This is a genomic window from Ramlibacter sp. GCM10027632, assembly GCF_042675325.1.
Classification (GTDB): Bacteria; Pseudomonadota; Gammaproteobacteria; order Burkholderiales; family Burkholderiaceae_C; genus Ramlibacter.
Map to the genome: position 1 here is coordinate 167997 of NZ_JBHTGW010000005.1, position 12243 is coordinate 180239.

Consider the following 12243-nt stretch of genomic DNA (forward strand, 5'->3'; position numbering starts at 1 on the left):
AACATGCGTCCCGGACGCCTTTTTTTCGCCCGATTTCCCATGGCCCTGACCCCTGACGACATCAGCCGGATCGCCAACCTGGCGCGGCTCGAACTCGCGCCCGAGGAGGGCGAGCGCATGCTCGCCCGCATCAACGGCTTCTTCGGCATCGTCGAGCAGATGCGGGCCGTGGACACCACCGGCATCGAGCCCCTGGCCCACCCCGTGGCCGCCTTCCAGGACGTGGCCCTGCGCCTGCGCGCCGACGTGGCCAGCGAGCCCGACCAGCGCGAGGCCAACCAGCGCAGCGCCCCCGCGGTCGAGCGCGGCCTTTTCCTGGTCCCGAAAGTCATCGAATGAGTACCAAGGCATTGCATGAACTGGGCGTGGCCGAGCTGGCCGCGCAGATCCGCGGCAAGCAGGTCTCGGCCGTCGAGGCGGCCCGCCACTTCCTGGCGCGCGTGGACGCCCACCAGGACCTGGGCGCCTACCTGGCCACCGATCCCGAGGCCACCCTGGCCCAGGCCCGGGCGGCCGACGAGCGCCTGGCGGCCGGCGACAGCGCCCCGCTGCTGGGGGTGCCGGTCGCACACAAGGACATCTTTGTTACCCGCGCTTTCCCGACCACGGCCGGTTCGAAGATGCTGGAGGGTTACCGCTCGCCCTTCGACGCCACCGTCGTCGCGAAACTGGCCGACGCCGGCATGGTGACGCTGGGCAAATTGAACTGCGACGAGTTCGCCATGGGCTCGTCCAACGAGAACTCGGCCTACTTCCCCTCGAAGAACCCGTGGGACGCCACCCGCATCCCCGGCGGCTCCTCGGGCGGCAGCGCGGTGGCCGTGGCCGCCGGCCTGGCACCCGCCGCCACCGGCACCGACACCGGCGGCTCGATCCGCCAGCCCGCCTCGTTCTGCGGCATCACCGGCATCAAGCCCACCTACGGGCGCGCCTCGCGCTACGGCATGATCGCCTACGCCTCCAGCCTGGACCAGGCCGGCCCCATGGCCCGCAGCGCGCACGATTGCGCCCTGCTGCTGTCCGCCATGTGCGGCCCCGACCCGGACCGCGACTCCACCTCGCTGGACGTGCCCGCCGAGGACTTCACCCGCAGCCTGGGCGACTCGCTCGAGGGCCTGCGCATCGGCATCCCGAAGGAATTCTTCGGCGAGGGCCTGGCCGCCGACGTGCGCGCCGCCATCGACGCCGCGCTGAAGCAGTACCAGGCGCTGGGCGCGAGGCTGGTGGAGATCTCGCTGCCGCGCACCGAGCTGTCCATTCCCGTCTACTACATCATCGCCCCGGCCGAGGCCTCGTCCAACCTCTCGCGCTTCGACGGCGTGAAGTTCGGCCACCGTGCGAAGGACTACGCCGACCTGCTGGAGATGTACAAGAAGTCGCGCGCCGAGGGCTTCGGCGCCGAGGTCAAGCAGCGCATCATGGTGGGCGCCTACGTGCTCTCGCACGGCTACTACGACGCCTACTACCTGCAGGCGCAGAAGATCCGCCGCATGATCGCCGACGACTTCCAGCAGGCCTTCAAGTCCTGCGACGTCATCGCCGGCCCGGCCGCGCCCACCGTGGCCTGGCACCTGGGCGAGCATGGCAGCGACCCGCTGGCCGACTACCTGGCCGACATCTTCACCCTGCCCGCCTCGCTGGCCGGCCTGCCCGGCATGAGCGTGCCGGTGGGCTTCGGCGCGGGCGGCATGCCGGTGGGGATGCAGCTGATCGGCAACTACTTCGGCGAGGCGAGGCTGCTGAACGCGGCGCACCGCTTCCAGCAGGCTACCGATTTCCACCTCCGCTCCCCGGAGGGTTTCTGAGATGACCGCCAAACTCGTCCAGGGCTATGAAGTCGTGATCGGCTTCGAGACGCACGCCCAGCTGTCCACCCAATCCAAGATCTTCAGCCGCGCCCCCACCGCCTTCGGCGCCGAGCCGAACACCCAGGCCTGCGCGGTGGACATGGCCCTGCCCGGCACGCTGCCGGTGATGAACCTGGGCGCCGTCGAGCGCGCCATCGAGTTCGGCCTGGCGGTGGGCTCGCACATCGCGCCGCGCAGCGTCTTCGCTCGCAAGAACTACTTCTACCCCGACCTGCCCAAGGGCTACCAGATCAGCCAGTTCGAGATCCCGGTGGTGCAGGGCGGCGAGGTCAGCTTCTTCCTCGGCGACGAGAAGAAGACCGTGCGCCTGGTGCGCGCCCACCTCGAGGAGGATGCGGGCAAGTCGCTGCACGAGGACTTCATCGGCCAGTCGGGCATAGACCTGAACCGCGCCGGTACGCCGCTGCTGGAGATCGTGACCGAGCCGGACATCCGCTCCTCGGAAGAAGCCGTGGCCTATGCCAAGGAGCTGCACAAGATCGTCACCTGGATCGGCATCTGCGACGGCAACATGCAGGAAGGCAGCTTCCGCTGCGACGCCAACGTCTCGGTGCGCAAGCCCGGCCAGCCCCTGGGCACGCGCCGCGAGATCAAGAACCTGAACAGCTTCAAGTTCATGCAGCAGGCCATCGACTTCGAGGTGCGCTGGCAGATCGAGGAGATCGAGGACGGCCGCGCCATCCAGCAGGCCACCGTGCTGTTCGACCCGGACACCGGCGAGACCCGCGCCATGCGCACCAAGGAGGACGCCGCCGACTACCGCTACTTCCCCGACCCGGACCTGCCCCCGCTGGTGGTGGCGCCCGAGTGGGTCGAGCGGGTGAAGGCCTCGATGCCCGAGCTGCCGCGCGTGATGGCGGCCCGCTTCGTCGCCGACTACGGCCTGCCCGAGTACGACGCCACCACGCTCACCCAGAGCAAGGCCATGGCGGCCTACTTCGAGGAGGCGGCGAAGGCCTGCGGCCAGCCCAAGCTGGCGAGCAACTGGATCATGGGCGAGGTCTCGCGCCGCCTGAACGCGCAGGAGACCGGCATCGAGCACGCGCCGGTGCCCGCGAAGACCCTGGCCGCCCTGATCGGCCGTATCGCCGACGGGACCATCTCCAACAACGCCGGCAAGCAGGTGTTCGAGGCCTTGTGGAGCGAAGGCGCCACCGATGTCGACGCCGTCATCGAGGCCAAGGGCCTCAAGCAGATGAACGACACCGGCGCGCTGGAGAAGATCATCGAGGACGTGATCGCCGCCAACCCCGACAACGTGGCCCAGTTCAAGGCCGGCAAGGACAAGGCGTTCAACGCGCTGGTCGGCCAGGCCATGAAGGCCAGCAAGGGCAAGGCCAACCCGGCGCAGGTCAACGAGCTGCTGCGGGCGAAGCTGGCGGGCTGACGGGGGCTACCGCGAGGTGGCGGTGGTGGGTGGCGGCGCTGCCCATGCCGCCTCGAGCCTGCGCTGCATGTCCGCGAAGCGCAGGCGGATCAATTCCTTCTCGGCCATCTTGTCGGCCACGAAGCGCTCCTGCGCGGCGCGCTGCTGCTCCAGCTGGTCCAGCGTGCGCTGCGGCGCCTTGCCTTCGAGCAGCAGACGGCGGCGATCGGCTTCCAGCACCTCCACGCGGTGGCGGGCCGCGGCGATGACTTCGTCGATCGGCGCCAGCGAGGCGGCGCGGTCCTTGTCCAGGGCGGCCTGGTTCGGGTAGCGCGCCACCAGGGCGCGCAGCCGGGTGCGGTCTTCCGCCGCGCGCTGGCGCTCCAGCGCCTCGCGCCGGGCCTTCTCGTCGGCGGCGGCGCGTTCGGATTCGGTCTGCGAAGGGGGGACCACCTCGCGCACCGTGCCGCTCGGGTTGAGCATGCGCTGCTCGCGGTCCATGCACTCGGGGATGGGGCGGTCGGCGGTGAGGCGGCGGCCCTGGCCGTCCACGCAGGTATAGATGGCTGCGGCCGCCTGGTCCGCGAGCAGCAGGCTCGCGGCGGTCAGGAGGGCGTGGCCGGTGCGTGTCAAAGGGGTCCTGGGTCGGGTCTCAGTCGTCCACGCCGTAACGTTGTCGGTAGGCGAGCACCTGGGCGTAGTGCGCGCCCAGCGCCTCGCCGGCGTGCTCGTGGAGATATTGCAGCAAGTCGGCCAGTCGGGCAATTGCGCAAACCTTCAGGCCCAGCTTGTCGCGCACGTACTGCACGGCGCTGTGGTCCACGTCCTGGCCGTTCTCGGTGGCCTTTTCCTGGCGGTCCAGGGCGATGGCCACCGCGTGCGGCGTGGCGCCGGCGGCCTGGATGATGGCGATGGACTCGCGCGCCGCGGTGCCGGCGGACATCACGTCGTCGACGATCAGCACCCGGCCCTTCACGGGGGCGCCCACCAGCACGCCGCCTTCGCCGTGGTCCTTGGCTTCCTTGCGGTTGTAGGCGTAAGGCACGTTGCGGCCCAGGCGGGCCAGCTCGATGGCCACCGCGGCGGCCAGCGGGATGCCCTTGTAGGCCGGCCCGAACAGCATGTCGAACTCGATGCCCGAGGCGACGATGCGCTGTGCATAGAATTGCGCGAGACGGCCGAGCTTGGCGCCGTCGTCGAACAGGCCGGCGTTGAAGAAGTAGGGGGATTCGCGCCCCGCCTTGGTCTTGAAGCTGCCGAAGCGCAGAACGCCTGCTTCCACCGAAAACTGCACGAAGTCCTGGGCCAGGCGGTCCTGGCCGCCACCCGCATTTGCACTTGCCACCATGGGAAATTCCTTGTTCAAGCTCACCAGCCTCAACCTCAATGGCATCCGCTCGGCAGCGAGCAAGGGCGTCGAGGCCTGGGTGGCGAAGAATGCTCCGGATTGTATTTGCGTGCAGGAAGTCAAGGCCCAGGCCCCGGACGTGGCCGGCCGCTTCGAGGCGCTCGCCGGCCTGAAGGGCCATTTCCATTTCGCCGAGAAGAAAGGCTATTCCGGCGTCGCGGTCTACACCAAGCACGAACCCAGCGACGTGGTCGTGGGCTGGGACGGCGGCGAGTTCGACGCCGAGGGCCGCTACGTGGAACTGCGCTTCGACACCCCCGGGCGCAAGCTGTCCATCATCAGCGCCTACTTCCCCTCGGGTTCCTCGGGCGAGGAGCGCCAGCAGGCCAAGTTCCGCTTCCTCGCGGGCTTCGAGCCGCACCTGGCGGCGCTGAAGGCGCAGCGCGAATTCATCCTGTGCGGCGACATCAACATCGCCCACCAGGAGGCCGACCTGAAGAACTGGCGCAGCAACCAGAAGAACAGCGGCTTCCTGCCCGAGGAGCGCGCCTGGATGACGGCGCTGCTGTCCGACACCGGGCTGGTGGACGTCTACCGCCGGCTGAAGCCGGACACCACCCACGAGTGCTACACGTGGTGGAGCAACCGCGGCCAGGCCTACGCGAACAACGTGGGGTGGCGCCTGGACTACCACCTGGCCACGCCGGCACTGGCGGCGCTGGCGCGCTCGGAGTCGATCTACAAGGACGAGAAGTTCTCGGACCACGCCCCCATCACGGTGGACTACGAGCTGTCCCTCTGACGGGCCGGCCCCCGGGGGGCCTCATTTCTCGGCGAGGAAGCCGATCACGCTGCGATTGAAACGCTCGGTCGCCTCCAGGTGCAGCATGTGGCCGAAGCCCTCGAACACCTCGTGCCGTGCATTGGGCATGCGACCGGCCACCGCGCGTGCCAGCTCCGGGAAGTTGCCCATGCGCTCGCGCACCTCGGCGGGCGCGAAGGCGCGGCCGGTGGCCGTGCGGTCGCGGCTGCCCACCAGGATCAGCGTGGGCTGGCGCACCAGGGGGAACTCGTGCACCACCGGCTGGCCCCACATCGCGTAGAAGCTCGAGACGTAGCTGCGGACCCAGCGCGGGTACTCGGCGGAGGCCATCATCCGCGCCCGCACGTCCACGAAGGGATAGAACTGCTCGCGCGTGAGTTGCGGGTTGTAGGTGTTCACCAGCTGCGTGTAGTACTGCTCGGGGGTGAGCGCCATCTCCTGTTCGACCAGGCGCTCACGCGGCACCAGGGGCACGTACTGGCGGTAGTCCTCCAGGCCCACCGGGCCCACCAGCACCAGCCGGTTCACGCGCTGCGGGTAGGTGCGGGTGAAGCGGGTGCCGGCCATGCCGCCCATGGAGTGGGCGACGATGTCCACCTGGCCGACCTTCAGGTGGTCCAGCAGGCTGGCGGTGTGGGCGGCCATCACGTCGAAGTTGACCGGCAGGTCGTCCGGCTTGGACGACTTGCCGAAGTGGATCTGGTCCGGCGCCACCACGCGGTAGCCCTCGGCCGCGAGGGCCGTGATCACCGGCGCCCAGTAGCTGCCGGGAAAGTTGCGGCCGTGGAACAGGACCACGGTGCGGCCATTGGCCGGGCCGGTGGGCGCGACGTCCATGTAGGCCATTCGCAGGGTGCGGCCCTCCCAGGTCACCGGCAGGTGGCTGACGGGGTGGGGGTAGGCATAGCCCTCCAGGGCGATGCCATAGGGCTCGGGGCGGGCGGATTGCGCCGGGGCGAGCGCGGGCAGCAGCAGGGCGGCGCCGGCGACGGCAGCGGCCAGGATCTTTCGCATGGGGTCTCCTGTGGTTGTTCTTCGGGGCGGTGGACCGCGCGGGCGATCACGCGGGGCCATCATAGGCAGCCGGCCTATCCCGACCCTGGCGGGGAGGATTGCTTCGCCTACAGCACCTTGACCGCGCGGCCGATCGCCTGGATCGGGCCGGTGGGCCGGCCGGTGGGCGAGCCCGTGGGCGGTTCGAGGGTCAGCTCGAAGAGCTGGTCCGGCTGCAGCGGCGGCAACCGGTCGAGGGGGACCTGCATCGGCTGGCCGGGCGTCACCAGGCCCAGCGAGACGGGGGCGCTCCAGCCCTCGCCCTTGGTCCAGAACTGCAGCGCCTTGTCCGGCGGGATGGCCACGGCGCCCAGCGGGATCAGGCGCAGGGTCCGGCGCGCGTCGGCCTGGATCACCCACCCCGGCGCCTGGCCCTGCGGCGCCACCAGCACCACCACGTACTGCGGCGCGGGGGCGGGCGCCTGCAGGCGCGTGGCGAGCACGCTGGCCAGGATCGCCGTCGCCGCCAGGCCCGCGCCGGCCAGGCCGCGCCACAGGCGCAGGCTGTGCCACCAGCCCGGCGCCGTGGCGTGCGGCGCGGGCAGGCTGCGGACGATCCGGGGCCACAGGCCCGGCGACGGGGTGACGGGGTCGACCAGGCCGGCGAGCGGCGCCAGCCGGGCCTCCCATTGCGCCACGGCCTCCTGGAGGGCGCGTTCGGTGCGCAGGCGCCGGGCGACCTCGCGCCGCTCGCCGGCGGGCAGCGTGCCCAGGACGTACTCGCCCGCCAGAGCCTGGAGGTCGTCGTCCCGCGGATCCTCGGGCCCCGGCGCCGCGTTCATGTCATGCACTCCCGCAGTGCCAGCAGGCTGCGGCGCACCCAGGCCTTGACGGTGCCCAGCGGCGCGCCCAGCTTCCGCGCGATCTGGTCGTGGGACAGGCCGTCCACGTAGGCGTGCAGGACGCACAGCCGCCGGGCCGGCTCCAGGGCCTGCAGGCAGTGCTGCAGGCGGCCCAGGCTGGCATGGAGCTCGAAGGCGTCGGCCTGTTCGCGCCAGGCCTCCAGCGCGCGGCGCTCGTCCAGGATGGCGGCGGTGTCGTCGTCCACCGCCACGTCACGCTGCGAGTCGCGCACCGCGTTGAGGGCGAGGTGGCGCACCACGCTGAGGATCCAGCCCCGCGCATCGCCCCGTGACGCGTCGTAGCTGCCGGCCCGCTGCCAGATGTTCACGAACGCGTCGTGCACGATGTCTTCCGCCCGGCCCCTGTCGCCGACGATGCGCTGGGCCACCCCGAGCAGCCACGGCCCCTCGGCCTGGTACAGGCCGTGCAGCGCCCGCGCGTCGCCCAGGGCGCAGCGGGCGAGGGCCTGGGCGTGGTCGAAGCCGGGCGCAGGCGGCGGCATGGGGGTTGCGGGTGGCCTGGCAGGGCGCATGCGCCGCATCGTAGCGGCGCGGCCATCGCCCTGCCCGCCCGCGGGGCGCTCAGACGGCCTTCCAGAAGATGTAGTCGGCCTGGTAGCGGACCTGCTCGCGCGCGCCCTTGCTGGCCGCGGTGCACGGCGTGGCCGGCGCGACGCCGCCGCGCAGGGCGACGCGCTGGATGTAGGCCACGCCCGTCATCGCGCCGGTGCCCATCGCGGGATTGGCCTTGACCAGCTGCAGGGGCAGGTTGCCCTCGCCGGCCGGCGCCACGGCCAGCTGGGTGGCCGTCACCCGGGAGCCGTCGCTGGCCTCCCAGGTGGCGGGCGGGCCGTAGTAGGTGCCGACCTGCTTGCCCGCGCGGTCGTTCAGGACGGCCCGGGGACCGACGAAGGCCCACTCGGTCTGGCCAGGGGCGTTGGCCTTGTCGCGGCACTCGTAGGTGATCTCGCCGACGCCCACGGTCTCCCAGGCCACCCGGTGGCCGGCGGGGACCTGGATGCTGGCGGGCAGGCCGGCCTGCGAGAACGGGGCGGGCGGGGACATCGTGGCCATCGAGCCGCAGGCGGCCAGGACGGGGATGCAGGAGGCGACGGCGGCGAAGCGCAGGGGGGTGTGCATGGCGTGCTTTCTTCGAGGGTTGGAGGAAGGGCTCGTGCCCACCGGGGCAATGTCCCGGGGACGCAAGCCTCTACCCGCCAGCACGCGCCGTGGATGCAGGAGGCGCGAAAAAAATGCCGTGGCGCTCAGCGGGCGCCGTCGGCGCGCCGCAGGACGAACCCGGCCGGCCGGCCGGGCTCCCCGGCCTGCCAGCTGCCGCGGAACTCGCGCCCGCAGCTGCCCAGCACCGGCTCGCCAATCCAGGTGGCGCTGATGCGCGTGCCGTCCGCCGATTCCTCCAGCGTGAGCTCGCCGTCGTCCAGGTCGCCGGCCACCTGCGATTTCACGCCATCACGGTTGATCGTGCCCGCGAGGCTGCCCGGCCAGCGCGGGTTGGGCTCCAGCAGCAGCGTGCCCGCATGGCGGCCGCTGACCTCGGCGCGCCACAGCCCGTACAGGTCGGCCGCCGTCAGGTCGGCCGCCGCGGGGCAGGCGGCCGCGCCGGTGGCTGCCAGCGCCAGCAGGCCCGGGGCCAGCAGCGTCGCCAGGCGCGTCATGGGTTGTTCGACGCGGCGGCCGCGGCCTGCGCCTTGCGTGCGGCGAACTCGGCGCGCAGCGCCTTGAGCTTCTCGCGCGGGTCTTCCTTCACCGTGGTCTGGTCCAGCGCCATCTCGGCGATGAAGCGGCTCGGCAGCGCGGGGACGACCTCGCGCCCCTTCTTGCGGCGCTTGACCCAGCTCACCGCGAGTGATCGCTGGGCGCGGGTGATGCCCACGTACATCAGGCGGCGCTCCTCCTGCAGGCGCTGCAGGATGCCCTCGTTGGCGGCGCCGGCCTTGCCGTCGTCGTCATCGAGCTTGAACGGCAGCAGGCCCTCGTTGCAGCCCACCAGCACCACGTGCGGCCACTCCAGGCCCTTGGAGGCGTGCAGCGTGGACAGCGTGACCACGTTCTGGTCCTGCTCGCGCTCGCTGATGGTGGACAGCAGCGCGATGGTCTGCGCCACCTCGAGCAGGCTCTTGGTCTCGCTGGCGGTGGTGACGCCGGCGGCGTCGTCGATCTGGCCGCCGCAGCGCTGCGCCATCCAGTCGCAGAACTCCATCACGTTCGACCAGCGCGAGGCGGCGAGCTTCTCGCTGTCCTCGCTGTCGTACAGGTGCTTCTCGTAGCCGATGTCCTTGAGCCAGTCGTTCAGGAAGGCGCGGGCATCCTCGGCGCCCATCGTGTGGCGGGCGCGGTACTCGAGGTCGTTCACGTAGCGGCCGAACTCGTGCAGGCTGCCCAGCGCGCGGGCGTTGAGCACCGAGCCCAGCGAGCTGGAGAACAGCGCCTCGTACAGGCTCAGCTTGTACTGGCTGGCGAACTGGCCCAGGCTGGCCAGCGTCTGGTGGCCGATGCCGCGCTTGGGCGTGGTGACCGAGCGCAGGAAGGCCGGGTCGTCGTCGTTGTTCACCCACAGGCGCAGCCAGGCGCACAGGTCGCGGATCTCGGCGCGGTCGAAGAAGCTCTGGCCGCCCGAGACCTTGTAGGGGATCTGCGCCTTGCGCAGGGCCTGCTCGAAGATGCGGGCCTGGTGGTTGGCGCGGTACAGGAGGGCGAAGTCCTTCCACTCCTTGTGCTGGCCGCTGGCGCGGATCGACTGGATGCGCGCCACCGCGCGCTCGGCCTCGTGCTCCTCGTTGTCGCAGTCGACCACGCGCACCGGCTCGCCCTCGCCCAGCTCGGAGAACAGGGTCTTGGGAAACAGCTTCGGGTTCGGCTGGATCACGTTGTTCGCCGCGCGCAGGATGGCGCTGGTGGAGCGGTAGTTCTGCTCCAGCTTGATGACCTTCAGGCTCGGGAAGTCGACCGGCAGCTTGCGCAGGTTGTCCAGCGTGGCGCCGCGCCAGCCGTAGATGGACTGGTCGTCGTCGCCCACCGCGGTGAAACGCCCGCGTTCGCCCACCAGCAGCTTGAGCAGCTCGTACTGGGTGGCGTTGGTGTCCTGGTATTCGTCCACCAGCACGTGGCCCAGGTTCTTCTGCCACTTGGTGCGCACGTCGTCGTGCTCGCGCAGCAGCTTCAGGGGCAGGCCGATCAGGTCGTCGAAGTCCACGCTCTGGAAGGCGGCCAGGCGCTCCTCGTAGCGGGCCATGATGCGGGCGATGATGCGCTCGTTGTCGTCCTTGGCCTGGGCCTCGGCCTGGGCCGCGTTCAGGCCCATGTTCTTCCACAGGCTGATGGTCCACTGCCACTGGCGGGCGGTGGCCGCGTCGGTGGTGCCGCCGGCGTCCTTCAGGATGGAGGTGACGTCGTCCGAGTCCAGGATGGAGAACTGCGACTTCAGGCCCAGCGCGGTGCCGTCCTGCCGCAGCAGGCGCACGCCCAGCGCGTGGAAGGTGCAGATCACCACCTCCTTGGCCGGCTTGCCGATCAGGCCCTTGGCGCGCTCGCGCATTTCCGCGGCGGCCTTGTTGGTGAAGGTGATGGCGAGGATCCGGTTGGCCTCCAGGCCGGTCTGGATCATGCGGGCGATCTTGTGCGTGATCACCCGGGTCTTGCCGGAGCCGGCGCCGGCCAGCACCAGGCAGGGCCCATGCAGGTAGTTGACGGCTTCCTGTTGGGCGAAATTGAGGCCGGACATCGGGGGGGAATCGGGGTAGCGGAGCGAAGCGGCCGATGATACCGGCCGACCCGCCGCGCCCCCGGGGCTGGCCGCCGCGATGCAGGGACAATACGCGCCGTGCTGGACATCCTCAAGGTCACCTTCCCCTTCTTCGCCCTGGTCCTGTGCGGCTACCTCGCCGCGCGCCGGCGCATGCTGCCGCTGGAGGCGATCGGCGGGCTCAACACCTTCGTCCTGTTCTTCTCGCTGCCCTGCATGCTGTATCGCTTCGGCGCGAGCATGCCGGTGGCCCGCCTGTTCGACCCCGCGGTGGTGGCGGTGTGGCTGCCCTGCGCGCTGCTGATGGTGGCCGGCGCGGTGCGTTTCAGCCTGAACGGCCGCATCCGCTGGAACGACGCCTCCTTCGGCGCGCTGGTGGCGGCCTTCCCCAACACCGGCTTCATGGGCGTGCCGCTGCTGGTGGCCCTGCTCGGGCCCCGGGCGGCCGGCCCCACGATCGCCGCCCTCCTGGTCGACATGGTGATCACCTCCTCGCTGTGCATCGCGCTCTCGCGGCTCGATGGCGCCGGCCAGGGGGGCGCCGCGGCGGCCGCCCGCAAGGCCCTGCGCGGCGTGTTCCTCAACCCCCTGCCCTGGGCCATCCTGCTCGGGGGGCTGTCCTCGGCCCTCGGACTGGAACCGTACAAGCCGCTGGGCGCCACCATCGGCCTGCTGGCCGACGCGGCCTCGCCGGTGGCCCTGTTCACCATTGGCGCGGTGCTGGCGCGCTCGCAGATGGTGGCCGCCGCCCGCGGCGATGCGGCCATGCCCTGGCGCGACTTCGTGCCGGTCTCGCTGGCCAAGCTGGTGCTGCACCCGCTGCTGGTGGCCGGCGCGGCCTGGGGCGCGCGGGCGCTGGGGCTGCCCCTGGACCCGTTCGCCGCCACCGTGCTGGTGCTGGTGGCGGCCCTGCCCAGCGCCAGCAACGTCTCGGTGCTGGCCGAGCGCTTCGGCGCCGACACCGGGCGCATCGCCCGGATCATCCTGCTCACCACCGCGGCAGCCTTCCTCAGCTTCTCCGCGGCGGTCGCCCTCGTGACATAACCGGCGGCGGCGCCTTGCGGACAGGCGTCACCCGATGGGCCTACAATGGCGGGTTGCCGGCGTGGCGCCGGCATGGGCGCTGCGGCGCGGCTGGCAGGGTGCCGGCCCGGACCCCGGCGCCGCTTGTGTAGGTTGC

Annotated in this window: 13 protein-coding genes; 5 read left to right on the forward strand and 8 right to left on the reverse strand. The window is 71.1% G+C overall.

Annotated elements, in window-relative coordinates; genetic code table 11:
* Nucleotides 1-39: 39 nt before the first annotated feature.
* Genes gatC through gatB form a run of 3 tightly spaced genes read left to right on the forward strand, consistent with a single transcriptional unit; the run spans nucleotide 40 to nucleotide 3255 of the window.
* Nucleotides 40-339, forward strand: a complete 300-nt coding sequence (gene gatC / locus ACFQZY_RS09760; RefSeq protein WP_377415434.1) for an Asp-tRNA(Asn)/Glu-tRNA(Gln) amidotransferase subunit GatC — start codon at nucleotides 40-42, stop codon at nucleotides 337-339.
* On the forward strand, nucleotides 336-1805 hold the full coding sequence (gene gatA, locus ACFQZY_RS09765; protein WP_377415435.1) for an Asp-tRNA(Asn)/Glu-tRNA(Gln) amidotransferase subunit GatA: 1470 nt from the start codon (nucleotides 336-338) through the stop codon (nucleotides 1803-1805). Before gatC ends, gatA begins: the two co-directional genes overlap by 4 nt.
* A 1-nt stretch (nucleotide 1806) precedes the next feature.
* Nucleotides 1807-3255 (forward strand): Asp-tRNA(Asn)/Glu-tRNA(Gln) amidotransferase subunit GatB, encoded by a 1449-nt coding sequence (gene gatB, locus ACFQZY_RS09770; RefSeq protein WP_377415436.1) that lies wholly within the window; start codon nucleotides 1807-1809, stop codon nucleotides 3253-3255.
* Nucleotides 3256-3261: 6 nt separating this feature from the next.
* On the opposite strand, the gene ACFQZY_RS09775 is transcribed toward gatB, so the two are convergent.
* Together ACFQZY_RS09775 and pyrE are read right to left on the reverse strand one after the other, a co-directional pair.
* Nucleotides 3262-3867 (reverse strand): DUF4124 domain-containing protein, encoded by a 606-nt coding sequence (locus ACFQZY_RS09775; protein WP_377415437.1) that lies wholly within the window; start codon nucleotides 3865-3867, stop codon nucleotides 3262-3264.
* A gap of 19 nt (nucleotides 3868-3886) precedes the next feature.
* Entirely contained in the window at nucleotides 3887-4582 is a 696-nt protein-coding gene (gene pyrE / locus ACFQZY_RS09780) for an orotate phosphoribosyltransferase (RefSeq protein WP_377415438.1), read from the reverse strand.
* On the opposite strand from pyrE, the gene ACFQZY_RS09785 reads away from it, so the two are divergent.
* A complete protein-coding gene (locus ACFQZY_RS09785) occupies nucleotides 4581-5384 on the forward strand; it encodes an exodeoxyribonuclease III (protein WP_377415439.1) in 804 nt (267 codons plus the stop codon). The two genes, pyrE and ACFQZY_RS09785, sit on opposite strands and share 2 nt — an antisense overlap.
* A 21-nt stretch (nucleotides 5385-5405) precedes the next feature.
* On the opposite strand, the gene ACFQZY_RS09790 is transcribed toward ACFQZY_RS09785, so the two are convergent.
* The 6 genes from ACFQZY_RS09790 to ACFQZY_RS09815 form a co-directional block, all read right to left on the reverse strand.
* Complete coding sequence (locus ACFQZY_RS09790; RefSeq protein ID WP_377415440.1) at nucleotides 5406-6419, reverse strand: alpha/beta fold hydrolase; 1014 nt, start codon at nucleotides 6417-6419, stop codon at nucleotides 5406-5408.
* A gap of 107 nt (nucleotides 6420-6526) precedes the next feature.
* Nucleotides 6527-7240 (reverse strand): anti-sigma factor domain-containing protein, encoded by a 714-nt coding sequence (locus ACFQZY_RS09795; protein ID WP_377415441.1) that lies wholly within the window; start codon nucleotides 7238-7240, stop codon nucleotides 6527-6529.
* Nucleotides 7237-7803 (reverse strand): sigma-70 family RNA polymerase sigma factor, encoded by a 567-nt coding sequence (locus tag ACFQZY_RS09800; RefSeq protein WP_377415442.1) that lies wholly within the window; start codon nucleotides 7801-7803, stop codon nucleotides 7237-7239. Before ACFQZY_RS09800 ends, ACFQZY_RS09795 begins: the two co-directional genes overlap by 4 nt.
* 79 nt (nucleotides 7804-7882) lie before the next feature.
* Nucleotides 7883-8440, reverse strand: coding sequence for a DUF3455 domain-containing protein (locus ACFQZY_RS09805; RefSeq protein WP_377415443.1), 558 nt, complete (start codon nucleotides 8438-8440; stop codon nucleotides 7883-7885).
* A 125-nt stretch (nucleotides 8441-8565) separates the two neighbouring features.
* On the reverse strand, nucleotides 8566-8976 hold the full coding sequence (locus tag ACFQZY_RS09810; protein WP_377415444.1) for a hypothetical protein: 411 nt from the start codon (nucleotides 8974-8976) through the stop codon (nucleotides 8566-8568).
* Nucleotides 8973-11042 (reverse strand): ATP-dependent helicase, encoded by a 2070-nt coding sequence (locus tag ACFQZY_RS09815; protein ID WP_377415445.1) that lies wholly within the window; start codon nucleotides 11040-11042, stop codon nucleotides 8973-8975. The genes ACFQZY_RS09810 and ACFQZY_RS09815 overlap by 4 nt, the downstream gene beginning before the upstream one ends.
* Nucleotides 11043-11141: 99 nt before the next feature.
* Here ACFQZY_RS09815 and ACFQZY_RS09820 point away from each other — a divergent pair, with 99 nt between their 5' ends.
* Entirely contained in the window at nucleotides 11142-12107 is a 966-nt protein-coding gene (locus ACFQZY_RS09820) for an AEC family transporter (RefSeq protein ID WP_377415446.1), read from the forward strand.
* Nucleotides 12108-12243 lie beyond the last annotated feature (136 nt).

Bases quoted from the DNA above. Each gene is read 5' to 3' on its own strand.
- ACFQZY_RS09800 (WP_377415442.1), bottom strand. From the start codon at position 7,803: ATGCCGCCGCCTGCGCCCGGCTTCGACCACGCCCAGGCCCTCGCCCGC.
- ACFQZY_RS09815 (WP_377415445.1), bottom strand. From the start codon at position 11,042: ATGTCCGGCCTCAATTTCGCCCAACAGGAAGCCGTCAACTACCTGCAT.
- ACFQZY_RS09785 (WP_377415439.1), top strand. From the start codon at position 4,581: ATGGGAAATTCCTTGTTCAAGCTCACCAGCCTCAACCTCAATGGCATC.
- gatA (WP_377415435.1), top strand. From the start codon at position 336: ATGAGTACCAAGGCATTGCATGAACTGGGCGTGGCCGAGCTGGCCGCG.
- ACFQZY_RS09795 (WP_377415441.1), bottom strand. From the start codon at position 7,240: ATGAACGCGGCGCCGGGGCCCGAGGATCCGCGGGACGACGACCTCCAG.
- gatC (WP_377415434.1), top strand. From the start codon at position 40: ATGGCCCTGACCCCTGACGACATCAGCCGGATCGCCAACCTGGCGCGG.
- ACFQZY_RS09805 (WP_377415443.1), bottom strand. From the start codon at position 8,440: ATGCACACCCCCCTGCGCTTCGCCGCCGTCGCCTCCTGCATCCCCGTC.
- gatB (WP_377415436.1), top strand. From the start codon at position 1,807: ATGACCGCCAAACTCGTCCAGGGCTATGAAGTCGTGATCGGCTTCGAG.
- ACFQZY_RS09790 (WP_377415440.1), bottom strand. From the start codon at position 6,419: ATGCGAAAGATCCTGGCCGCTGCCGTCGCCGGCGCCGCCCTGCTGCTG.
- pyrE (WP_377415438.1), bottom strand. From the start codon at position 4,582: ATGGTGGCAAGTGCAAATGCGGGTGGCGGCCAGGACCGCCTGGCCCAG.
- ACFQZY_RS09810 (WP_377415444.1), bottom strand. From the start codon at position 8,976: ATGACGCGCCTGGCGACGCTGCTGGCCCCGGGCCTGCTGGCGCTGGCA.